Annotated in this window: 29 protein-coding genes; 18 read left to right on the forward strand and 11 right to left on the reverse strand. The window is 69.2% G+C overall.

Annotated elements, in window-relative coordinates; genetic code table 11:
• The first annotated feature begins 67 nt into the window (after nt 1-67).
• The gene (locus AC1DSA_RS12225; protein ID WP_477889439.1) at nt 68-1087 is read left to right on the forward strand and encodes a methionine synthase; all 1020 of its coding nucleotides are present in this window, start codon (nt 68-70) and stop codon (nt 1085-1087) included.
• A gap of 94 nt (nt 1088-1181) precedes the next feature.
• Here AC1DSA_RS12225 and AC1DSA_RS12230 read toward each other — a convergent pair whose 3' ends face one another.
• Nucleotides 1182-2078 carry a c-type cytochrome gene (locus AC1DSA_RS12230; RefSeq protein WP_477889441.1) on the reverse strand — a complete coding sequence of 299 codons (897 nt, stop codon included), beginning with the start codon at nt 2076-2078 and terminating at the stop codon, nt 1182-1184.
• Nucleotides 2079-2138: 60 nt separating this feature from the next.
• Between AC1DSA_RS12230 and AC1DSA_RS12235 the strand changes: the two genes are divergently transcribed.
• From AC1DSA_RS12235 to AC1DSA_RS12260, 6 genes are all read left to right on the forward strand, one after another.
• The gene (locus tag AC1DSA_RS12235) at nt 2139-2879 is read left to right on the forward strand and encodes a TetR/AcrR family transcriptional regulator (protein ID WP_477889443.1); all 741 of its coding nucleotides are present in this window, start codon (nt 2139-2141) and stop codon (nt 2877-2879) included.
• Between the two features lie 142 nt (nt 2880-3021).
• Nucleotides 3022-3261 carry a hypothetical protein gene (locus tag AC1DSA_RS12240; protein WP_477889445.1) on the forward strand — a complete coding sequence of 80 codons (240 nt, stop codon included), beginning with the start codon at nt 3022-3024 and terminating at the stop codon, nt 3259-3261.
• Entirely contained in the window at nt 3258-3644 is a 387-nt protein-coding gene (locus tag AC1DSA_RS12245; RefSeq protein WP_477889447.1) for a hypothetical protein, read from the forward strand. The genes AC1DSA_RS12240 and AC1DSA_RS12245 overlap by 4 nt, the downstream gene beginning before the upstream one ends.
• 129 nt (nt 3645-3773) lie before the next feature.
• The gene (gene egtB, locus AC1DSA_RS12250) at nt 3774-5024 is read left to right on the forward strand and encodes an ergothioneine biosynthesis protein EgtB (protein ID WP_477889581.1); all 1251 of its coding nucleotides are present in this window, start codon (nt 3774-3776) and stop codon (nt 5022-5024) included.
• A complete protein-coding gene (egtD, locus tag AC1DSA_RS12255) occupies nt 5018-5953 on the forward strand; it encodes an L-histidine N(alpha)-methyltransferase (RefSeq protein WP_477889449.1) in 936 nt (311 codons plus the stop codon). Before egtB ends, egtD begins: the two co-directional genes overlap by 7 nt.
• Complete coding sequence (locus AC1DSA_RS12260; protein WP_477889451.1) at nt 5950-6231, forward strand: DUF427 domain-containing protein; 282 nt, start codon at nt 5950-5952, stop codon at nt 6229-6231. Before egtD ends, AC1DSA_RS12260 begins: the two co-directional genes overlap by 4 nt.
• Nucleotides 6232-6237: 6 nt before the next feature.
• Here the strand turns inward: AC1DSA_RS12260 and AC1DSA_RS12265 are convergent, their stop codons facing one another.
• On the reverse strand, nt 6238-6708 hold the full coding sequence (locus tag AC1DSA_RS12265; RefSeq protein WP_477889453.1) for a bacteriohemerythrin: 471 nt from the start codon (nt 6706-6708) through the stop codon (nt 6238-6240).
• Nucleotides 6709-6814: 106 nt separating this feature from the next.
• On the opposite strand from AC1DSA_RS12265, the gene AC1DSA_RS12270 reads away from it, so the two are divergent.
• Nucleotides 6815-7543 carry a 2OG-Fe dioxygenase family protein gene (locus AC1DSA_RS12270; protein ID WP_477889455.1) on the forward strand — a complete coding sequence of 243 codons (729 nt, stop codon included), beginning with the start codon at nt 6815-6817 and terminating at the stop codon, nt 7541-7543.
• 4 nt (nt 7544-7547) lie between these two features.
• Here the strand turns inward: AC1DSA_RS12270 and AC1DSA_RS12275 are convergent, their stop codons facing one another.
• From AC1DSA_RS12275 to AC1DSA_RS12285, 3 genes are read right to left on the reverse strand one after another with little or no spacing between them, the layout of a single operon-like run.
• Nucleotides 7548-8306, reverse strand: a complete 759-nt coding sequence (locus tag AC1DSA_RS12275) for an SDR family NAD(P)-dependent oxidoreductase (RefSeq protein ID WP_477889457.1) — start codon at nt 8304-8306, stop codon at nt 7548-7550.
• 15 nt (nt 8307-8321) lie between these two features.
• Complete coding sequence (locus AC1DSA_RS12280; protein ID WP_477889459.1) at nt 8322-8936, reverse strand: dioxygenase family protein; 615 nt, start codon at nt 8934-8936, stop codon at nt 8322-8324.
• A gap of 54 nt (nt 8937-8990) precedes the next feature.
• On the reverse strand, nt 8991-9629 hold the full coding sequence (locus AC1DSA_RS12285) for an RluA family pseudouridine synthase (protein ID WP_477889460.1): 639 nt from the start codon (nt 9627-9629) through the stop codon (nt 8991-8993).
• Here AC1DSA_RS12285 and AC1DSA_RS12290 point away from each other — a divergent pair.
• Genes AC1DSA_RS12290 through AC1DSA_RS12300 form a run of 3 tightly spaced genes read left to right on the forward strand, consistent with a single transcriptional unit; the run spans nt 9628 to nt 11727 of the window.
• Nucleotides 9628-9999, forward strand: coding sequence for a DMT family protein (locus AC1DSA_RS12290; protein ID WP_477889462.1), 372 nt, complete (start codon nt 9628-9630; stop codon nt 9997-9999). The two genes, AC1DSA_RS12285 and AC1DSA_RS12290, sit on opposite strands and share 2 nt — an antisense overlap.
• Nucleotides 10000-10058: 59 nt before the next feature.
• Nucleotides 10059-10706 carry a DUF47 domain-containing protein gene (locus AC1DSA_RS12295; RefSeq protein WP_477889464.1) on the forward strand — a complete coding sequence of 216 codons (648 nt, stop codon included), beginning with the start codon at nt 10059-10061 and terminating at the stop codon, nt 10704-10706.
• Nucleotides 10707-10716: 10 nt separating this feature from the next.
• Nucleotides 10717-11727 carry an inorganic phosphate transporter gene (locus tag AC1DSA_RS12300; protein WP_477889466.1) on the forward strand — a complete coding sequence of 337 codons (1011 nt, stop codon included), beginning with the start codon at nt 10717-10719 and terminating at the stop codon, nt 11725-11727.
• Between the two features lie 19 nt (nt 11728-11746).
• On the opposite strand, the gene AC1DSA_RS12305 is transcribed toward AC1DSA_RS12300, so the two are convergent.
• Both AC1DSA_RS12305 and AC1DSA_RS12310 read right to left on the reverse strand, forming a co-directional pair.
• Nucleotides 11747-12193, reverse strand: coding sequence for a TM2 domain-containing protein (locus AC1DSA_RS12305; RefSeq protein WP_477889468.1), 447 nt, complete (start codon nt 12191-12193; stop codon nt 11747-11749).
• Nucleotides 12190-12723 (reverse strand): N-acetyltransferase family protein, encoded by a 534-nt coding sequence (locus AC1DSA_RS12310; protein ID WP_477889470.1) that lies wholly within the window; start codon nt 12721-12723, stop codon nt 12190-12192. Before AC1DSA_RS12310 ends, AC1DSA_RS12305 begins: the two co-directional genes overlap by 4 nt.
• A 132-nt stretch (nt 12724-12855) precedes the next feature.
• Here AC1DSA_RS12310 and rpsP point away from each other — a divergent pair, with 132 nt between their 5' ends.
• The 6 genes from rpsP to AC1DSA_RS12340 all read left to right on the forward strand — a co-directional run bounded on the left by rpsP (nt 12856) and on the right by AC1DSA_RS12340 (nt 16808).
• Nucleotides 12856-13119, forward strand: coding sequence for a 30S ribosomal protein S16 (rpsP, locus tag AC1DSA_RS12315; protein ID WP_477889472.1), 264 nt, complete (start codon nt 12856-12858; stop codon nt 13117-13119).
• A gap of 7 nt (nt 13120-13126) precedes the next feature.
• Entirely contained in the window at nt 13127-13720 is a 594-nt protein-coding gene (rimM, locus tag AC1DSA_RS12320) for a ribosome maturation factor RimM (protein ID WP_477889474.1), read from the forward strand.
• A gap of 3 nt (nt 13721-13723) precedes the next feature.
• A complete protein-coding gene (gene trmD, locus AC1DSA_RS12325; protein WP_477889476.1) occupies nt 13724-14467 on the forward strand; it encodes a tRNA (guanosine(37)-N1)-methyltransferase TrmD in 744 nt (247 codons plus the stop codon).
• A gap of 150 nt (nt 14468-14617) precedes the next feature.
• Nucleotides 14618-14995 carry a 50S ribosomal protein L19 gene (gene rplS, locus AC1DSA_RS12330; RefSeq protein ID WP_477889478.1) on the forward strand — a complete coding sequence of 126 codons (378 nt, stop codon included), beginning with the start codon at nt 14618-14620 and terminating at the stop codon, nt 14993-14995.
• Between the two features lie 64 nt (nt 14996-15059).
• Complete coding sequence (locus AC1DSA_RS12335; RefSeq protein ID WP_477889480.1) at nt 15060-15776, forward strand: CoA pyrophosphatase; 717 nt, start codon at nt 15060-15062, stop codon at nt 15774-15776.
• A gap of 36 nt (nt 15777-15812) precedes the next feature.
• Nucleotides 15813-16808: a CobD/CbiB family protein gene (locus tag AC1DSA_RS12340; protein ID WP_477889482.1), complete on the forward strand. Its 996-nt coding sequence runs from the start codon at nt 15813-15815 to the stop codon at nt 16806-16808.
• A gap of 50 nt (nt 16809-16858) precedes the next feature.
• Here AC1DSA_RS12340 and trxC read toward each other — a convergent pair whose 3' ends face one another.
• Genes trxC through AC1DSA_RS12360 form a run of 4 tightly spaced genes read right to left on the reverse strand, consistent with a single transcriptional unit; the run spans nt 16859 to nt 19913 of the window.
• Nucleotides 16859-17311 carry a thioredoxin TrxC gene (trxC, locus tag AC1DSA_RS12345; protein WP_477889484.1) on the reverse strand — a complete coding sequence of 151 codons (453 nt, stop codon included), beginning with the start codon at nt 17309-17311 and terminating at the stop codon, nt 16859-16861.
• Between the two features lie 59 nt (nt 17312-17370).
• Nucleotides 17371-18297, reverse strand: coding sequence for a ribosome small subunit-dependent GTPase A (gene rsgA / locus AC1DSA_RS12350; RefSeq protein ID WP_477889486.1), 927 nt, complete (start codon nt 18295-18297; stop codon nt 17371-17373).
• 12 nt (nt 18298-18309) lie between these two features.
• Nucleotides 18310-18645, reverse strand: coding sequence for a 4a-hydroxytetrahydrobiopterin dehydratase (locus AC1DSA_RS12355; RefSeq protein WP_477889488.1), 336 nt, complete (start codon nt 18643-18645; stop codon nt 18310-18312).
• A complete protein-coding gene (locus AC1DSA_RS12360) occupies nt 18642-19913 on the reverse strand; it encodes a M48 family metallopeptidase (protein ID WP_477889490.1) in 1272 nt (423 codons plus the stop codon). The genes AC1DSA_RS12355 and AC1DSA_RS12360 overlap by 4 nt, the downstream gene beginning before the upstream one ends.
• Before the next feature lie 35 nt (nt 19914-19948).
• On the opposite strand from AC1DSA_RS12360, the gene orn reads away from it, so the two are divergent.
• Nucleotides 19949-20530 (forward strand): oligoribonuclease, encoded by a 582-nt coding sequence (gene orn / locus AC1DSA_RS12365; RefSeq protein ID WP_477889492.1) that lies wholly within the window; start codon nt 19949-19951, stop codon nt 20528-20530.
• Nucleotides 20531-20696 lie beyond the last annotated feature (166 nt).

The raw sequence follows: 20696 nt of genomic DNA on the forward strand, positions 1-20696 counted from the left end.
CTCTGCTTGTTTTGGGACTGTCATCATAGGCAGTCCAAAGCATTCATCAATCCAGGAGGCGACAACCATGTTCCCCACGACGATCGCCGGCAGCCTGCCCAAGCCCGGGTGGCTGGCCGAAACCAACAAGCTCTGGCCGCGCTGGATGGCCGAGGGCGACGCGCTGCAGCAGGCCAAGGCGGATGCCACGCTGCTGTGGATCAAGCAGCAGGAGGACGCCGGGCTGGACATCGTCACCGACGGCGAGCAGTCGCGGCAGCACTTCGTGCACGGCTTCCTCGAGCAGGTCGAGGGGATCGACTTCGCGCACAAGGTGGAGATGGGCATCCGCGCGGACCGCTACAAGGCGATGGTGCCGCAGGTGGTGGGGCCGCTGAAGCTGAAGGGGCGCGTGCACGCCGCGGAGGCGCGGCTGGCGCGCGCGCACACCAGGAAGAAGCTGAAGTTCACCATGCCCGGCCCCATGACCATCGTGGACACCGTGGCCGACCAGTACTACGGCGACAAGGTCAAGATGGCCTTCGCCTTCGCGGAGCTCCTGAACCAGGAAGCGCTGGCGCTGCAGGCCGACGGGGTGGACATCGTCCAGTTCGACGAACCGGCCTTCAACGTCTACATGAAGGATGCCGCCGACTGGGGCGTGAAGGCGCTGGAGCGCGCAGCGCAGGGACTGACCTGCACGACCGCCGTGCACATCTGCTATGGCTACGGCATCGAGGCCAACAACCAGTGGAAGAAGACGCTGGGCGAGGAATGGCGCCAGTACGAGCAGGTGTTTCCCGCCCTGGCCGCCAGCAGCATCGACCAGGTGAGCCTGGAGTGCTACCACTCGCACGTGCCGCCGGACATGATGGCGCTGCTGAAGGGCAAGGACGTGATGGTGGGCGTGATCGACGTCGCCAGCGACGTGGTCGAAACACCCGAAGAGGTTGCCGACACGATCGGACGCGCGCTGCAGTTCGTCGCGCGCGATCGCCTGTTCCCCTGCACCAACTGCGGCATGGCGCCCATGGACCGCGAGATCGCCAGGAAGAAGCTGGAGGCGCTCGCGAAGGGAGCGGCGCTGGCGCGGGAGCGGTTCGCCTGAGTGGATCGACGGTTGCGCGGACGTCGCTTCCGGGCGCGCCGCCTGAAACTGAGTCACCGGGATGGCATCGGGCGATGCGATCCCGGCAGGGCACTCAACCCCGCGGCCGCGCCGCCAGGGTGCGCAGGTACATGTGCAAGGCGCGGACGTCGGTCTCGCTCAGCTCACGCAGCGAGTCGAACGGCATCACCTGGATCTTGCTGCCGTCGGCCCGCTGGCCGGACTTGAACATCTTCATCAGGGCTTCCGGCTGCGCGTACGCCTTCATGCCGGAATCGGCCACGGGCGTGAGGTTGGCCGCCGGCGGCCAGTCCGGCGGGCCACCGGGGATGCGGCCGCCGGTGAGCTGCGGGTTGTGGCAACCCAGGCACATGTTGGCCACGTAGGCGCCGTGCTGCACGGTCACGCCCTCGGGCACCGCGGCCGCGGGTGGCAGGCTGTGGTCGATCTTTGCGGCGGCGTCCTGGATGGCGCCGAAACCGTACAGCACCCGGGCCGGCAACGGCAGCACCACTTCCGCGCCGGTACCCGGGGCGGGCGGCAGGCTCTTCACGTACGCCACCAGCGAGCCGAGGTCGGCGTCCGTCAGCCGGTTGTAGTCCTCGCTGGGCATGATCATCACCGCCCGGCCGGCCGGCGTGACGCCGTGGCGGATGGTGCGCACCCAGTCCGCGGGCTGGTAGCTGGCCACTACGCCGCCGGTGCCGGCGGTGATGTTGGGCGCCTTCAGGCGCAGGTCCTTCCCGTTGTCGACGAACACGCGCCCGGCGCCATTGGGCCCGTGGCATTCCGCGCAGCCGCGCGAGGAGAACAGGTACTTGCCGCGCTGCAGTGACGCGGCGTCGCTGGCCAGTGCGACCGGCTGGACCGTGACGTCCACCTTGCGGGCCATCTTGCGTTCGGCCAGCTGCAGGCCGGTGGCGACGCCGGCCGCGGCCAGCACCAGCAACACACCGAGGGCCAGAGCGACCCGCTTGATCCATTTCCCCATGATTTCGTCACCCCGTCTAAAATTGAACACAGTGGCAAAAATCAAATTGTAAGTAGAAACATGTCCGATGTCATCAGCCACCAGGGGCTTCCGCCGCTGCCGGCCGCGCTGGCGGCCGCCTTCGGGGCGGCCACCACGGGCGGAGGCAAGCGGGAGCGGACGCAGCACGCGCTGGTGCGCGCGGCGGTCCAGGTGTTCGGTGCCCGGGGCGTGGCGGCCGCGACCATCCAGGAGGTCGCCCAAGTCGCCGGCATGACGGCCGGCACGGTCTACAACCACTTCGAGTCGAAGGAGGCGCTGCTCGAGCGCGTGGCCGTCGTGCTGGCGCAGAGCCTGTGCCGCGCGATCGGCGAGAGCAGCGCCGAGGTCGCCGACGGCGCCGAGCGGGTGGCGATCGGCCAGCGGCGCTACGTCCAGCTGGCCGCGGAAAGTCCGGCCTGGGCGCTGTTGCTGCTGGACGTGGCCGGGGCCAACCCGACCCTGGTGCAGGCGATCGAACGCTATCCGCTCGCCGACCTGCGCCTGGCAGTGAAGCAGAAGCGGCTGAAGGCGCCGACCGAAGCCGTCGCACTGGACGTCCTGCATGGGGTTTGCACCCAGGCCATGCGGCGCGTGGCGTCCGGCGAAGCCCCCCCGCGCCACGACGTCGCCGTCGCCACGGTCGTGCTGCGAGCCCTGGGCATGGACGATGCCGCCGCGGCCGAGGTGGCGCGGCGTCCCTTGCCCCAGTGGCCGGTGCTCGAACCGGACGGCGCCGAACGCGCCGGTGGCAAACGCGTGGCCGCGCCGCATTCCCGCTGACGAGCTGGTCCTGTCGCGAACCGCCCTGTCGGACGCGTCCGACACCGTGTCAGCCTGATCCTCGGGGCGTACGGCCTGCATGCCGACACGGCGGTTCGAGAAGGGCTCGGTACAACACGACCGTAAGTCTTGGGAGCTCCTCATGAACAAGAGCCCGGTGTTGTACCGGCGGGTGTCCGCCTTCGCCGTGACGGTCGTCTGCCTGGCCGCCCTCGGTGCCGCCGAACATTCGCTGCGCATGCGATGGCAGGGGGCGGCGCATGCGCGTCCCGTGGCGGACGCACCGGTGAGGGTGGTCAAGGCGCCCCCCGAACCGGCCATCGACCGCCTGCCGGCCAGTGCTTGCCGCACCTGCGGCATGGGCGCAGGGAACAGCCTGTGAACGCGCGCGTCCCGGCCGGGCTGTTCGCCGCTGCCGCCCTGGCCGCTACCGCCGCGGCGGCGCAGGACCGCGAATGGCGCAATGTCACCCAGGGCGGGTCCCTGCGCCCTGGCATCTACGGGCGCATCGTGGCCAAGGGCGAGCCGCCGCCCGTGATCTACCGGCAAGCCGTGATCGGCAGCGGGGCGGTGGTGCCCGCGGACGCGAAGCCGGTGTACCTCTATGTCCCCCCGGGCCAGGTCCGCAAGTGGAAGCAGCATTGCGCACGCTGGTCCGCGTGCGACCAGTCGGTGCTGTTCGTGCGGGTCGACGACAGCCCGAGCCGCTGGGGACAGTGGCGGCAATTGCGTGGTCCGCAGTGGGCGCTGGGCGCGCGTGACTGAGCGGCGTCCCCACGACCCCCGCGGCGAGCGACCCTGTGCTGTAATGTTTTTGCAGGGGGTTCCCACCCTCGCCCGCAGCGCGACCGCAGAAGGTGCGTTGCTTCGCAGGAGCGTGAACGCATGAATCCGATGCCCGCCGCCGACCTGGCGGTCGAGCCTGGCGCAAGCCGCACCGCCCTGGCCGAGCGCTTTGCGGCGGTGCGCGCACGCACGCTTGCCCTCACGGCGTCGCTGTCGGCCGAGGACCAGTGCGTGCAGTCGATGCCGGATGCCAGTCCGACCAAATGGCACCTCGCCCACACCAGCTGGTTCTTCGAGGCCGTCGTGCTCGGTCCGCACGCCCCCGGCTACGAGCCGTTCGAGCCCCGCTGGAACGAGCTCTTCAATTCCTACTACGAGTCCCTTGGCCCGCGCCACCCGCGTCCGCAGCGTGGCCTGCTCACGCGGCCGCTGCTTGCTTCCGTGCACCGCTACCGCGCCCACGTGGAAGCCGGCGTGGAGCACCTGATCGGGACGGCGGACGACGAGGCCTGGGCGGCCGCGCGGCCCCTGCTGGAACTCGGGCTGCAGCACGAGGAGCAGCACCAGGAACTGATCCTCACGGACATCCTGCATGCACTGTCGTGCAATCCGCTGCTGCCGGCTTGCGAACCGGTGGAAGCGCCTGCGCTGCGGCTCGCAGCCAGCACGCCGCCGGTGAACTGGATCGCGGGCCCGGCGGGACCCGTGCGCATCGGCCACGCCGGCGAGGGCTTCGCCTTCGACAACGAGATGCCGCGGCACACCACCTGGCTGCAGCCCTATCGCATCGCCGACCGGCTGGTGAGCTGCGGCGACTACGCGGACTTCGTGGCGGACGGCGGCTACCGCACCGCGTCGCTGTGGCTCTCGGACGGCTGGGCGCTGGTGCAGTCGCAGCAGTGGCAGGCGCCGCCGTACTGGCTGGCGCCGGGCGACCCGCGGGCGCCGTCGTCGCAATGGCAGCTGTTCGGCCTGACGGGCGTGCGCCCCTTCGACCCCGACCTTCCGGTGAGCCAGCTCAGTTTCTACGAGGCCGCCGCGTTCGCCGCCTGGGCCGGCGCGCGCCTGCCCACCGAGGCCGAGTGGGACGCCGCCTTCGAGCTGCCGGGCATGCAGCAACTCACGGACGAAGTGTGGCAATGGACGCGGTCTTCCTATGAACCGTACCCGGGCTTCCATGCCTGGAACGGCACCGTCGCCGAGTACAACGGCAAATTCATGGTCGGGCAGATGGTGCTGCGCGGCGGCAGCCGGGCGACACCGCCCGGACACGCGCGGCGCAGCTACCGCAACTTCTTCCCGCCGGCCGCGCGCTGGCAATTCAGCGGGCTGCGGCTCGCAAAGGATGGTGCATGCTGAGCGACTTCGGACGTGACCTGCTGGCGGCCCTGGCCAGCACGCCGCACGCGATCTCGCCCAAGTACTTCTACGACGCCGAGGGCTCGGCGCTGTTCGATCGCATCTGCGAGCTGCCGGAGTACTACCCCACCCGCACCGAGCTGCGCATCCTGGAGCGCAGCGTCGGCGAGATGGCGGCGCTGGCCGGTCCGCGCGCCGAGATCGTGGAGTTCGGCGCCGGTTCGCTGCGCAAGGTGCGGCTGCTGCTGGGCGCCTTCGACGCGCCCGCGCGCTACCTGCCGATCGACATCTCGGGCGACCACCTTCGCGATGCGGCGGCCATGCTGCGCGCCGAGTTCGCCGGACTCGACGTGCAGCCGGTGGTGGCCGACTACACGAAGCCAGTGCAATTGCCGCCGCCCGCGGGAGGCGGCCGCCGCATCGGCTTCTTCCCGGGCTCGACGCTGGGCAACTTCACGCCCGACGAAGCGGTGGAATTCCTGCGGGGCGCGGCCAGGCTGCTGCGCGGCGGCGCACTGCTGCTGGGGGCGGACCTGGTGAAGGATCCCGGGCTGCTGCACGCGGCATACAACGACGCGCAAGGCGTGACGGCCGCCTTCAACCTGAACCTGCTGGTGCGCGCCAACCGCGAGCTGGGGGCGAACTTCGTGCCGGCGCAGTTCGCGCACTACGCCTTCTACAACGCGCCGCTGCAGCGCATCGAGATGCACCTGATCAGCCGCGTGCGGCAGTCGATCACGCTGTGCGGCGAACGCTTCACGCTGCAGGAAGGCGAGAGCATCCACACGGAGAATTCGTACAAGTTCACGGTCGACGGCCTGCGCGCGCTGGCGCAGCGCGCCGGCTTCCGGCCGGGGCCGGTGTGGACCGATGCGGAGCGGCTGTTCAGCGTGCACTGGCTGCACGCCCCTGACGGAGACGAGGCATGAAGGCGACGTGGAACGGCGTGGTGCTGGCGCAGAGCGATGACACCGTCGTGGTGGAGGGCAACCACTACTTCCCGGCGAGCGCCCTGAAGCGTGAGTACGTCACCTTCAGCAACCACCACACGAGCTGCCCCTGGAAGGGCGAGGCGAGCTATTACTCGCTGCTGGTGAACGGCGAGCTCAACCCGGAAGCGGTCTGGTACTACGCGGATCCCAAGCCGGAGGCGCAGATGATCAAGGACCGCGTGGCCTTCTGGAAAGGCGTGCAGGTCACGCCCTGAGCGCGCTCAGGCGCAGGCGCTTCCGCCGCAGCCGGTGATGGCTTCGGCCGGCAAGGCGGCGGAGTCGGCCACCTGGCCGGTGGCCGGGTCGTAGCCCAGCCCCTGCAAATGCAACGCCAACGCCGCGTCCATCGTCTGCGCATGCTGGGGGAACCACACGGCCAGCTCCCGGATCATCTGGCGCGCGGGAGCAAGGTCGCCCGAGGCCGCCTTGGCCAGCCCGTCCCGCAGCACCTGCAGCACCACCTTATGGTGGCTGGTGTGGCAGTTGCCCAGCGCGAAGCCCGTGGCCAGCATCCATTCGTCCTCACGCCCGAAATGGTCGGCCGTGTGCGCCACCAGTTCTTCCCACACCGCGGGCAGGGCGTCGTCGCCGGCGGCTTCCGCGCGCGCGAGCAGGTCGATGAACTCCTTGTGCGTGGTGTCCATGAAGGACAGGCCCAGTTCGAGGCCTTCGGTCCAGGGCAGGGCGGTCATGCGGATCTCCTGTGTCCGGCCAGCTTAGGAGGCGCCGCCGCGGCCGGCCTTGACGCAGGTCAGTGAACCTCGCGCGGGGCTTTTCGGCGGGAGGTAAGCTCGCCCCATGCTGCTGCAGCCTGCCTACGCCCCACCCGACCAGCTGCCCGGCTTGCTGCGCGGGCAGGGCTATGCGGTGCTGGATGCGCAGGCGGTGTGCGCGCTGGCGGGCTGTACCCCGCGCGACCTGCAGGCGCTGCGGCCGTCCTGGGACGCGCTGCCGCCGGACGACTACCTGAAGGACGGGGGACGCTACCGCCGCCGGCGCCACGCGTGTTTCATCGTGGACGGCGACCGGATCGTGCAGGCACCGCACCGCGCGCACTGGCAGCCGCTCGAATACAACGCGCTGCATGGCGGCATGCAGCGCTGGTTCGAACCGGTGGAGCCGCAGGTGGTGGCGCAGCCGGCCTGGAGCGGGCTGCTCCGTGCCCTGGCCCGCACCGCCACGGAACTGCGGGGCGCGCAGCCCTGGTTCATCGAGGCGCACCAGTTCCGCATCGACACCGAGGGGGGCATCGGTCGTCCGACGCCGGAAGGCGCGCACCGTGACGGCGTCGACCTGGTGGCGGTGTTCCTCGTCGCGCGCGACGGGGTCAAGGGCGGGGAGACCCGCGTGTTCCAGGCCGATGGGCCGGCCGGCCAGCGCTTCACGCTGGCGCAACCCTGGAGCCTGCTGCTGCTGGACGATGCGCGCGTGGTCCACGAAACCACGCCGATCCAGCCGGTGGCCGGCCCCGGGCACCGCGACACGCTGGTGCTGACCGCGCGCGCCGGCGCCTTCCAGGGCGAGTGAGTCCTCAGTCGCGCACGTCGGCGACGGCGTTGTCGCCGAAGTCGGTGCGCTGCAGGTAGGCGAGCACGCGCGCCGCGGCGTCGCCCGGCGAGGTGAGGTGGCCCTTCTGCTTGAGCCCCTCGAAGGTCGCGCGCTCCGGGAAGCGGGAGCCGTCCGCCCCGCGCAGCTGCACCTGCATGTCGGTGTCGATCACGCCCGGCGCCAGCGCGCACACGCGCGCGCCGTTCGGCAGCGCCGCCTGCTCCAGCGCCACGCAGCGCGTGAAGTGGTCCAGGCCCGCCTTGGCCGCGCAATAGGCGGCCTGCGCCGCCATCGGCCGGCGCCCGAGTCCGGACGAGATGTTGAGCACCTTGCGCGGCACCCGCCAGTGGCCGGTGGCGCGCAGGAAGGCCGAGGTGAGCATCATGGGTGCTTCCAGGTCCACCCGCATCGCTTCGGCGAGCTGCGCCGACGGGATGTCGTCGATCGGCGCGATGCGCGGGAGCATCCCGGCGTTGTTGATCAGGGTGACCGAGTCCATGCTGCCCTCGTCCTGACCGCGCAGCCAGGTCTCCAGCATGGCCGCGGCCACCTCGCCGCGCGCCAGGTCCTGCGGCCACTGCTCGCAGCGGCGGCCGGCCTGCGTGGCCTGTTCGGCGAGCGCGTCGTTCGTCTTGCGCGACAGCGTCAGCAGGTCGTGGCCGGCGACCAGCAGTTGCTGCGCCATGGCCAGGCCCATGCCGCGGGAGGCGCCGGTGAGGATGGTGAGGGGTCGCTTGGTCATCCCCGCATCCTAGCCTCAGGCCTGGACGACGATGGGGAAGTCGGCCTTCAGGCCGTCGCTGCCGGGACGGAAGGGCACGGTGACCAGCGCCCGGTCGGCACCCAGGTTGCGCCAGAGGAAGTCGCGTTCGTTGTCGGGGTCGCCTTCCACGTACAGCTGCGTGGTCAGCAGCTCGCGGCGATCCAGTTTCACCTTGACGTGGATGTGCGCCGTGCGGCCGCTGTAGCGCACGGGCCGGATCGTGCGGAAGCGGTAGCGTCCATCGCTGCCGACGGTGACGCGGCCGAAGCCCTGGAAGCTGGGGTCGGCGCGGTCGCCGTCGCCGGGGTGGTGGTAGTGCCCCTGCTCGTCGCACTGCCAGATCTCCACCTGGGCACCGGCCAGGGGCTTGCCCTGCAGGTCGCTGACGACGCCTTCGACCCAGGCGGGTTGGCCACGCGCGTAATTCAGCCTGCCATTGCGCAGCAGGTCGGCGTCGGAGTCTTCGGGAATGCGCACCGGGTAGAACGGCCCTTCTGTTTGCGCGGGCGTCGCGCGCCGGCCGGCTGCGGGTTGGGCACGCGCGCCGGTCCAGCAAAAGGGCAGGGCAACCAGCGCGGCTGCGGCGCTGCGGCGGGAGAAGTGGGCCATGGGGAGCTCCGGTGCGTGAACCTGTCTGGGGCGATTGCCGCGCGGCGAGTTCCGCTAGAACGGCGCGGCGCTGACGAACGCGAGCGGCTCGCCGGTCGCGGGATGCGCGAGCTGCAGGGAGGTGGCGTGCAGCAGCAGGCGCGGTGCCCGCGCCTGCACTTCGGCCGGCGCGTAGAGCGCGTCCCCCAGGATCGGATGGCCGACCGCCTGCAGGTGCACGCGCAACTGGTGCGTGCGGCCGGTGACCGGTTCCAGCATCAACCGGGTGGCGCCGGGCAACTGCGCCAGCACCTCCCAGCGCGTCGTGCTCGCTCGGCCCTGGTCGGGGTCGACCTTCTGCAGCGGCCGGTTGGGCCAGTCCGCGGCCAGCGGCAGGTCGATCACCCCGCGCGTGCCGGCCACGCCCAGGTCGCCGGCAACCAACGCCTCGTACCGTTTCTGCACACCGCGCTCCGCGAAGGCGCGGCTCAGGAGCCGCTGCACGTGCAGGCCGCGTCCCATCACGAACAGGCCCGAGGTCGCCATGTCGAGGCGGTGCACCACCAGCGCATCCGGCCAGAGCGCCTGTGCGCGCGCCGACAGGCAGTCCTGCTTGTCCTCGCCGCGCCCCGGCACCGCGAGCAGGCCCGCGGGCTTGTCCAGCACCACCAGCTGCTCGTCCAGGTACACCAGTCCTTCCGATAATGGGTGCATGACCGCGATCGCTTCCCTTGTTCCCCTGCCGCTGCAGACCGTGCTGCTGCTGATCGGCTCCAACGTGTTCATGACCTTCGCGTGGTACGGCCACCTGCGCAGCCTGGCAACGGCGCCCTGGTACGTGGCCGCGCTCGTGAGCTGGGGCATCGCGCTGGCCGAGTACCTGCTGCAGGTGCCGGGCAACCGCATCGGCTTCCAGCAGGCCGGGTTCAGCATCGGCCAGCTCAAGATCATGCAGGAAGTCATCACGCTGGCCGTGTTCGTGCCCTTCACGGTGTTCTACCTGAAGGTGCCCCTGAAGCTGGACTATCTGTGGGCGGGCCTGTGCATGGTCGGCGCCGTCTATTTCATATTCCGCAATTCCTGACCGGGGGTGGCGGGTAAACTCGCCGCGGCTCGCACAACAATCCTCACCCCGGAGCTTCCATGCTCTTCAAGAAACTCCTCCCCAAAGAAGGCAACTTCTTCGAAATGTTCAACCAGCATGCCGAGCGCATGGTGGAAGGCGCCCACGCGTTCTCCAAGCTGGTGGCCAACTACAACGACGTGAACCTGCGCGAGCAATACAACCGGGAGGTCGACCACGCCGAGCGCTCCGCGGACAAGGTGACGCACGAGGTGAACCGGCTGATCCACTCGACCTTCATCACGCCGATCGACCGCGAGCAGATCCACACCCTGATCAACACCATGGACGACGTCGCCGACCTGATCCAGGACTCGGCGGAGACCATGGCGCTGTACGACGTGCGGCACATGACCGAGGAGATCTCGCGCCTGACCGACCTGAGCGTGCGCTGCTGCGAGCGGGTGCAGGAAGCGGTGGGCTTCCTCAGCAAGCTGTCGGACCACGACACCGCCGTCGCCGCCCTGAAGACCTGCGAGGAGATCGACAAGCTCGAATCCGATGCCGACCGCGTGATGCGATCGGCCCTCAGCAAGCTGTTCCGGGAAGAGCCGGACGTGCGCGAGGTCATCAAGCTCAAGGCGATCTACGAGCTGCTGGAGACCATCACCGACAAGTGCGAGGACGTGGCCAACGTCGTCGAGGGCATCGTCCTCGAGAACTCCTGAGGCACCCTCCATGAGCGCAACGCAAGCGGCCCTGTGGGTCGTGGTCCTGCTGGTGGTCGTCGCGCTGCTGTTCGACTTCATGAACGGCTTCCACGACGCCGCCAACTCCATCGCCACCGTGGTGTCCACCGGCGTGCTGAAGCCGACGCAGGCGGTGGCCTTCGCGTCCTTCTTCAACGTGGTGGCCGTGTTCGTCTTCCACCTGAGCGTGGCGGCGACCGTGGGCAAGGGCATCGTCGAGCCCGGGATCGTCAACACGCACGTGGTGTTCGGGGCGCTGATCGGGGCGATCACCTGGAACGTGATCACCTGGTGGTACGGCATCCCCAGCAGTTCTTCGCACGCGCTGATCGGCGGCATCTGCGGCGCCGTGATCGCCAAGGCCGGCGCGGGCGCGCTGATCGCCGCGGGTATCTGGAAGACGGTCATCTTCATCTTCGTCTCGCCGCTCATGGGATTCATCCTGGGCTCGCTGATGATGGTGATCGTGGCGAACCTGTTCCGCTCGACGCGGCCGTCCAAGGTGGACAAGTGGTTCCGCCGGCTTCAACTGGTGTCCGCCGGCGCCTACAGCCTGGGCCACGGCGGCAACGATTCGCAGAAGACCATCGGCATCATCTGGATGCTGCTGATCGCCACCGGCTACGTCGGGGCCGGCGAGACGGCGCCGCCTACCTGGGTGATCGTCTGCTGCTACACGGCGATGGGCATGGGCACGCTGTTCGGCGGCTGGCGCATCGTCAAGACCATGGGCCAGCGGATCACCAAGCTCAAGCCGGTGGGCGGCTTCTGCGCCGAAACCGGCGGCGCGCTGACGCTGTTCCTGGCGACGGCGCTGGGCATCCCGGTGTCCACGACCCACACCATCACGGGCGCCATCGTCGGCGTCGGCTCGACCCAGCGCATGAGCGCGGTGCGCTGGGGCGTCGCCGGCAACATCGTGTGGGCCTGGATCTTCACGATCCCGGCGGCTGCCTTCGTGGCGGCGATCGCCTACTGGGTGAGCCTGCAGCTGTTCTGACCAGCCTGCACCCGGCGCATCACTCGCTGATGCGCCGGCCTTCCTCCACCTGGTATTCGAAGTAGCGCTGGAAGCTGAAGGCGATGCTTGCCATCAGAACCCCGGCGCCCACCATCAGCGACAGCGCCACGGCGAAGATCGTGGCCCAGCGCGTGAAGCCGGAGGGGGCATCGGCCGCGGCGGACGGGTTGAAGCGGGCATTCCACTGCTCGGGCGACATCAGCCCGTACACGATCGCGGTGAGGCAACAGGCGGCGACGGTGAAGCCCAGCAGGGGCACCAGCAGCCAGCTGAGGGTGTCGTCCTGGCCGTACTTCTGCACGCGCTCGATGCCGTACAGGCCCAGCGCCGTGGGGATCGGCAGCAGCCAGCCCAGCAGGTCGCCCATGCCGCGCAGGTAGAAACGGTGCAGCCCGAGCGGGCCGCCCAGGAAGGCCAGCCAGGCCGCCAGCGTCTTGCTTTTCATTTGGCCAGCGGTTCCGGCGCGGTGCGGTCGCCGTCGCCCAGGGACTTCTCCATCAGCACGATGTCCAGCCAGCGGTTGAACTTCCAGCCGCAGGATTCGATCGTGCCCACGTGGCGGAAGCCGACCGCGCGGTGCACGCCGATGGAACGCACGTTGTCCGAATCGCCGATCACGGCGATCAGCTTGCGCACACCGGCCGCCTCCGCCTGCTTCGCCAGCTCGGTCAGCAGCTTGTTGCCCATGCGCTGGCCGGCCGCCTCGGGGTCCAGGTAGATCGAGTCTTCCGCGGAGAAGCGGTAGGCGGGGCGCGGCTTGAACCACTGGCAATAGGCGAAGCCCAGCACGCGGCCGTCGTTCTCGGCCACCAGGTAGGGCAGGCCCTTTTCGAGCACGTCGATGCGCCGCTGGGCCATGTCCGCCTCGGTGGGCGGCGTGGTCTCGAAAGTGCCCGTGCCGTGGGTCACGTGGTGGGTGTAGATGGCCGTGATGGCCGGGATGTCGGCATCGGTGCTCGAGCGAAGGGTGAGCATAAGGACGGAAGAAGTTATAATCGTGGGCTTTTCGGCGTGTCGCTGGCCGGGTGGCCAAGTCGCGTGTCTCAACGCCGGAAGAACTTTGTGGGAGCCGGGAAGGCCCCACGTCATCCACCCGAAGGATAAATCATGGTCGTCATTCGACTCTCCCGCGGCGGTGCCAAGCACCGTCCTTTCTACAACATCGTCGTTGCCGACAAGCGCGTGCGCCGCGATGGCCGCTTCATCGAGCGCCTGGGTTTCTACAACCCGGTCGCCCAGGATGGCGAAGAGAAGCTGCGCATCGCCCAGGACCGCCTGACGTACTGGCGCGGCGTGGGCGCCCAGGCGTCCCCGACCGTGGAGCGCCTGCTGAAGGACGCCGGCGCGCCGGCTGCCGCAGCGCAGGCCTGATTCCGCGATGGCCGCGCCCGGCCGTCCGGCAGCGCCGCTGCCATCGGACATCGAGCCCGCGGAACTGCCCGCGGATGCCATCGAAGTCGGGCGCATCGCCGACGCGTGGGGAATCAAGGGCTGGTTCAAGGTCCTTCCCCACAGCGCCGACCCCCAGGCGCTGTTCTCTTCCAAACGCTGGTTCCTGCAGCCGTCCGAGAAAGGCCCCCCGGCCTTTCGCGGCACGGTGCTGCTGCGCGTGCGCGAAGCGAAGGAGCACTCCGACACCATCGTCGCCCGCGCCGACGGCGTCGAGGGCCGCGAGACGGCCGAGGCGCTCCGGGGCTGCCGCATCTTCATTCCCCGCTCGTCCTTCCCGACCGCCGGGGACGACGAGTACTACTGGATCGACCTGATCGGCCTGGACGTGGTCAACCGCGAAGGGGTGCACCTCGGTCAGGTCCGGGAACTGCTGTCCACGGGACCGCAGACCGTGCTGGTGCTGGCGTACGAACAGGACGGCAAGCCGCAGGAGCGCATGCTGCCCTTCGTCTCCGCCTACGTCGATGGCGTGGACCTGCCGGCGCGGCGCATCACGGTCGACTGGCAGGCCGACTACTAGGCCATGCGCTTCGACGTCATCACCCTGTTCCCGGAACTGTTCGCGCCTTTCCTGGCGGCGGGCGTGACCCGGCGTGCATTCGAGACGCGGCAGGTGGACGTGCGGCTGTGGAACCTGCGCGATTTCGCCGAGGGCAACTACCGGCGGGTCGACGACCGCCCCTTCGGCGGCGGTCCCGGCATGGTGATGCTGGCCGAGCCCCTCGCCCGCTGCCTTGCGGCCATCCAGGCCGAGCGGGCCGACGCCGCCCCCGTGGTCCTGTTTTCCCCGATCGGCGAGCGCCTGGACCATCCGCAGGTGGAGCGCTGGTCGGCCAGTGCCGGGGCCGTCCTGCTGTGCGGACGCTACGAGGGCGTCGACCAGCGCTTCATCGATGCCCACGTGGACGTGCAGCTCAGCCTGGGGGACTTCGTCCTGTCCGGCGGGGAGATCGCGGCCATGGCGCTGCTGGACGCGGTGGCCCGCCTGCAGCCCGGCGTGCTGAACGACGCCGGCAGCCACCAGGAGGACAGCTTCAATCCCGCGCTGGACGGCCTGCTGGACTGCCCGCACTACACCCGGCCGGAGGAGTGGGAGGGGCGCAAGGTGCCCGAGGAACTTCTGTCCGGCCACCATGCGCGCATCGCGGACTGGCGACGCCGGCAGCGGCTGGCCCTGACCGCGCGCCACCGCCCGGACCTGATCGCCGCCGCCCGCCAGGACGGGCGCCTGACCCGAGCCGACGAGGACTTCCTCGCCGGGCTATAATCTGCGGCTTCCCGATCCTCTGCCCGGCCGTCCAAGCCATGGCCACCGCACCTTGGTGGCATGAACCTTTGAAGTTCCGCCCGCCCTTGCGGCAGGCGTATGAAGCAGGACCTTTCGTGTAGCGCGCGCAAGATCGGAAACGAGACCGCCATGAACCTGATCCAGACCCTCGAACAAGAGGAAATCGCCCGCCTGGGCAAGAAGATCCCCGATTTCGCCCCCGGCGACACCGTGATCGTCTCCGTGAACGTCGTCGAAGGCAGCCGCAAGCGCGCGCAGGCCTACGAAGGCGTGGTGATCGCCAAGCGCAACCGCGGCCTGAACAGCGCGTTCACCGTGCGCAAGATCTCCAGCGGCGAAGGCGTCGAGCGGACCTTCCAGACCTACAGCCCGCTGATCGCGAACATCGAAGTCAAGCGCCGCGGCGACGTTCGCCGCGCCAAGCTGTACTACCTGCGCGAGCGTTCCGGCAAGTCGGCCCGCATCAAGGAAAAGCTGGCCCACACCCAGAAGGCCGCCGCGCAGTAAGCTGCTCGCGCTCGCGACCCAGCCGCCGCCGGCCTCGTGCTCGCGGCGGTTTTGCTTTCCAGCCATGCCCATCGACCCCTCCGCCAGCATTCCGCCCGACACGCCGCTGTCGAAGATCCCGAACTTCGACCCGCGCGAAGTGCCGGTGATTGGCATCGACGCGCACCTGCCGCTGGTGGATCGCGAACGGCTGACGCCCCACGCGTTGCGGCGACGCTTCGCCGAACCGCCGACCTGGGAGCCGGAGATCTGGGCCGAGCCGCGCTTCACCGACCGCAAGACGGCGGAGGCGGCCGTGCTGGTGCCGATCGTCATGCGTGAACGCCCGAGCGTGCTGCTGACGCAGCGCACCACGCACCTGAGCACGCATTCCGGCCAGGTGGCCTTCCCGGGCGGCAAGCGCGACGACACCGACGCCGATGCGGCCGACACGGCGCTGCGCGAGGCGCACGAGGAGATCGGCCTGGAACGTTCGCTGGCCGAGGTGATCGGCGACATGCCGACCTACAGGACCGGCACCATGTTCGTCATCACGCCGGTGATCGCACTGGTGCACCCGGACTACCGGCTCGCCCTGAACGCGCACGAGGTGGACGACGCGTTCGAGGTGCCGCTGGACTTCCTGATGGACCCGTCGCACCACCGCCGCCACGCGATCGAGCTGGGCGGCGTCCGGCGCGAATGGTTCTCCATGCCCTATGCCGACGGCGGCAAGGAGCGCTTCATCTGGGGCGCCACGGCGGCGATGCTGCGCAACTTCTACCGCTTCCTGGCGGCCTGACGGCCCAGGCCGCGGGCGCGGCTATCATCACCGCCCATGAGTTTCTTCGCGATCCTGTTCGCCCTGCTGATCGAGCAGGTGCGTCCGCTGGGCGCGCACAACTCCATCCACACCGGCCTGCGTGTCTGGGCGCGCTGGGTCAGCCGCAATTTCGACGCGGGCAAGCCGCAGCACGGCTGGACCTGCTGGATGCTGGCGGTGCTGGCACCGTCGCTTGCCGCGCTGGCGGTGCACTGGCTGCTGCTGTACTTCGTGGGCTGGCCGGCCGCCATGGTCTGGAGCGTGCTGGTGCTGTACATCACGCTCGGCTTCCGCCAGTTCAGCCACCACTTCACCGACATCCGCGATGCGCTGGAGAGCGGCGACGAGCGCAAGGCGCGCCTGCTGCTGGCCCAGTGGCAGCGGGTCGATGCGAGCGAGCTGCCGCGCAGCGAGATCGTGCGCCACGTGATCGAGTACTCGGTGCTTGCCGCGCACCGGCACGTGTTCGGCGTGCTGGCCTGGTTCTCCATCCTCGCCGCCTTCGGGCTCGGCCCGGCCGGCGCGGTGCTGTACCGCATGGCCGAATTCGTCGGCCGCTACTGGCGCCATCGCAGCCGCATGCAGGTGCAGCCCGCCAGCGAGGCTCTGCAGTCCGCGGCCGCGCGCGCGTGGACGGCAGTGGACTGGCTGCCGGCGCGCATGACGGCGATCGCGTTCGCGGTCGTGGGCAGCTTCGAGGAAGCCATCGACTGCTGGCGCAACTACGCGCAGCGATTCCCCAACGACAACGACGGCGTGATCCTGGCCGCCACCTCGGGGGCCGTCAACGTGCGGCTCGGGGGCGAAGCGCTGGAGCCCGCCTTCGCCGCGAGCGGCCCGGCCGGCTTCCACGCGACGGGACCCGCGGAGCCCATGGCCGACACGGCCAGCACGCCGGGGCGCGAAGCGGAGATCGCGCACCTGCGCAGCATCGTGGGCCTGGTGTGGCGCTCGGTCGTGCTGTGGATGGTGCTGCTCGCGCTGCTGACGCTGGCGCGGCTGCTCGGTTAGGACTCTGCGCGGCAGGGAAACGGGTCCGCGCCGACTCCTGGCCGGCTACCTCAGGCCGCCGTCGCGGCGCGACTGAGCTGCGCCTGCGTCCAGCGCACGATGTCCCCCGCCGCCATGGCACCTGCCTGCCTTGCGACTTCGCGGCCACCGATGAAGAGGGCCAGCGTGGGGATGCTGCGGATGTTCAGGCGCGCACCCACGCCCGCGGCATCGTCGGTGTTGAGCTTCACCAGCTGCACGCGCGGTTCGAGCTGCTGGGCGGCCTGCTCGAACGCCGGCGCCATCATGCGGCACGGGCCGCACCACGGGGCCCAGAAATCCACCAGCACGGGCAGCTGGCTGCGGGCGATGTGGCGCTCGAATTCCGCGGCGGTGAGGTTCACGGGATGGCCCGTGAACAGTGCGTTGTGGCAGTTGCCGCAGTCCGGCGACTGGCCGAGGTCCGAGGACTGGACGCGGTTGGTGGTGTGGCAATGCGGGCAGACGACGTGCAGCTGGCTCATGGTGGGTTCGGGTGCCTCCTCCCGCGAACATGCGGGCGGCGGCACGCGTCACAAGAGCTTCAGTAGCGCGGCAGCGAAAGTTCTTCGAACAGGGTGCGGTAGATGCGGTAACGGTTGGGTTCGATCCGTCCCGCAGGTGCGCCGGGCGAGTCGTTGACCGCCGCGATGACGCCGCAGCCGGGTTCGTGCATGTGCGTGCAGTTGTAGAACTTGCACTCGGCGACATGCGGATTCAGGTCGGGCATGAGTCCGGCGAGCTGCGCCTTGGCGATGTGGTGCAGCCCGAATTCCTGGAAGCCCGGCGAATCGATGATCGCGGTCTTGCGCTCTGCATCCACCCAGTAGAGCGTGGTGGCGGTGGTCGTGTGCTTGCCGGAATTGAGCGCCTGAGAGATCTCGCCGGTCAGGGCCTGGGCCTGCGGCGCCAGCAAGTTGATGAGCGTGCTCTTGCCGGCCCCGGAAGGGCCCAGCACCAGGGTCGTCTTGCCCTGCAGGTGCTGCAGCAGGTGGGCGCGGTCGACCTCTCCCGACTGGCGCAGCGACAGCGGCAGCACCCCGTAGCCCACGTGCTGGTACGGCAGCAGCCGCGCCCATGCGCGTTCGAAGGGTTCCACCAGGTCGCTCTTGTTCAGCGCGATCAGGGGCGCGATGCGTTCGGCCTCGGCGGCGATCAGCGCGCGCGCGAGCTGCAGTTCCGAGAACTCGGGCTCGGCGGCGATCAGCACCAGCACCTGGTCCAGGTTGGCCGCGAAGGACTTGGTGCGGATCTCGTCCTGCCGGTAGAAGAGGTTGCGGCGCGGCTGCACGCCCGCGATCACGCCCTCGTCGCCGCTGTGACGCCACAGCACCTGGTCGCCGACCACGGTTTCGTTCTTCTTGCCCTTGGCGTGGCACCGGATGCGCGTGCCTTGCGGCGTCTCCACCAGGCAATGGCGTCCGTGGCTGGCCACCACGAGGCCGGGGTGCGTGCCCTCGCCGTCAGCCAAGCGGCACGTCCTTCATGCGAGCAGGGCGTCGGCTCGCGCCGCGCACTCGAAGTCGGTTTCGGAGATCCCGTGCAGCGCGTGCGTGCTGAAACGCACCACGCAGCGGTCGTAGTGCACCGAGAGGTCGGGATGGTGGTCCAGCGCGTGGGCGACGAACGCCAGCGCGTTCACGAAGGCGATCGTCTCGTGGTAGTCGGCGAAGGTGTACGTCCGCTCGATCGCCACCTGGTCGCCGTCGCCGCTGAGTTTCCACCCCGGAAGGTCCGCCAGCCGCCGGACGATCTCGGTGGGCGTCAGGGCACGGCGCTGCAGCCCGGACCAGTCCCGTTTCTTCAGCATCGAGCTCATGCCGCGGCACCTGCCAGATGCAAGCGCGCCAGCCGTTCCGAGGCGGGCGGGTGCGAGTAGTAGAACTTCACGAACACCGGGTCGGGCGTCAACGTCGATGCGTTGTCCTCGTACAGCTTGAGCAGCGCGGAACCCAGGTGTTCGCCGCTGGTCTGGGTCGCGGCGAAGGCATCGGCTTCGAACTCGTGCTTGCGGGAGAACTGCGCCATCACCGGCGACACGAAGAAGGTGAACACCGGCAGCGCCAGCATGAACAGCAGCAGCGCCAGGGCGTCGTTCGGTCCTTCCATGTTGGGCCGCACGCCCAGGCCCGTGAAGAACCAGACCCGCGTGGACAGCCAGCCCAGCAGCGCGAAAGCCAGGAAGCTCAGGACATAGGTCGCCGCGATGCGCTTGGCGATGTGCTTGAGGCGGAAGTGACCCAGTTCGTGCGCCAGCACCGCATCGACTTCGTCGGGCGACAGGCGCGCAATCAGCGTGTCGTAGAAGACGACGCGCTTGCTCGCGCCGAAGCCGGTGAAGTAGGCATTGGCATGGGCGCTTCGCTTGCTGCCGTCCATGATGAAGAAGCCCTTGGCGACGAAGCCGCAGCGCTGCATCAGGCGGCTGATGCGTTCCTTCAGCGTCTCGTCCTGCAGCGGCTCGAACTTGTTGAACAGCGGCGCGATGTACAGGGGAAAGATGAACTGCACGAACAGCAGGAACACGCTGGTCACGCCCCAGGCCCAGATCCACCACTGCGCGCCTGCAGCATGCATCAGCCACAGGATCACCCAGGCCAGGGGCAGGCCGAGTGCGACGCCCAGCAGCGCCGACTTGGCCAAGTCGCTGAGCCACAGCTTCCAGGTCATCTTGTTGAACCCGAAGCGCTGCTCCACCACGAAGGTCTGGTACAGGCTGAAGGGAAGATCCAGCACGGCGCCGATGGCGAACACCGACGCCAGCAGGGCCAGCTGCTGGATCATGCCCGTCCCCAGCCCACGCACCAGGGCCTGGTTCAGCGCATCGAGCCCGCCGAGCAGCGTCCATCCGAGCAGCACGGCGCCCCCGAACGCTTCCTCCAGGATGCCCAGGCGTCCCTTGGCGACGGTGTAGTCGGCTGCTTTCTTGTGGCCGGCGAGGGAGATCACGCCGTCGAAGGGTTGCGGCACGGCATCGCGGTGCCTGGCGACGTAGCGCACCTGCCGGCTCGCGAGCCAGAATTTCACCGTGAGGCTCGCGACCAGGAAGGCGGCGAACGCCAGGGTGAGGGCGGAGGAGGGATCCATTCCTGCAATGTTAGGCCATCAGCGACAATCGCTGGATGGCAGAGACCCCCGCTTCCGAGACCATCCCGTTGGCCAAGAGCGACCAGAACCTCGTCTGGCTCGACTGTGAAATGACGGGACTGGACCCGGAGCGCGACCGGATCATCGAGATCGCGGTCGTGGTGACCGGTCCCAACCTCGAACCGCGCATCGAAGGCCCGGCGCTCGCGATCCACCAGTCCGACGCCCAGCTGGACCTGATGGATGCGTGGAACAAGGGCACCCATGGCAAGAGCGGCCTGACCGACAAGGTCCGCGCGTCCACCCTCAGCGAAGCGGAGGCGGAGCGGCAGGTGCTGGCTTTCGTCAGCCAGTACGTGCCCAAGCTGGGCAGCCCCATGTGCGGCAACACGATCGGCCAGGACCGCCGCTTCCTCGTGAAGTACATGCCGGCGCTGGAAGGCTGGTTCCACTACCGCAACCTCGACGTCAGCACGCTGAAGGAACTCGCGCGGCGCTGGAGGCCGGAGGTCTACACCTCCTTCAAGAAGCGCCAGCTGCACACGGCGCTGGCCGACGTGCACGAATCCATCGACGAGCTCGTGCACTACCGCGAGCACTTCCTGAAGCTCGCCTGAATCGGGCAGGTGCGGGAAAACCCGAAACCTGTCATAATCGCAGGCTTGCTGCTTTCAGGCAGCTTGATCGCGCATCCGCCTTCTCGCACTGGCCCGCCTCCGTCACGGAAGCAATTTGGGCCGCAGGCCGCAAGTCCTGTTTGTCGTTGGAATGGTTGATGTTTCC

This window comes from Ramlibacter sp. P4_H7 (assembly GCF_056400765.1).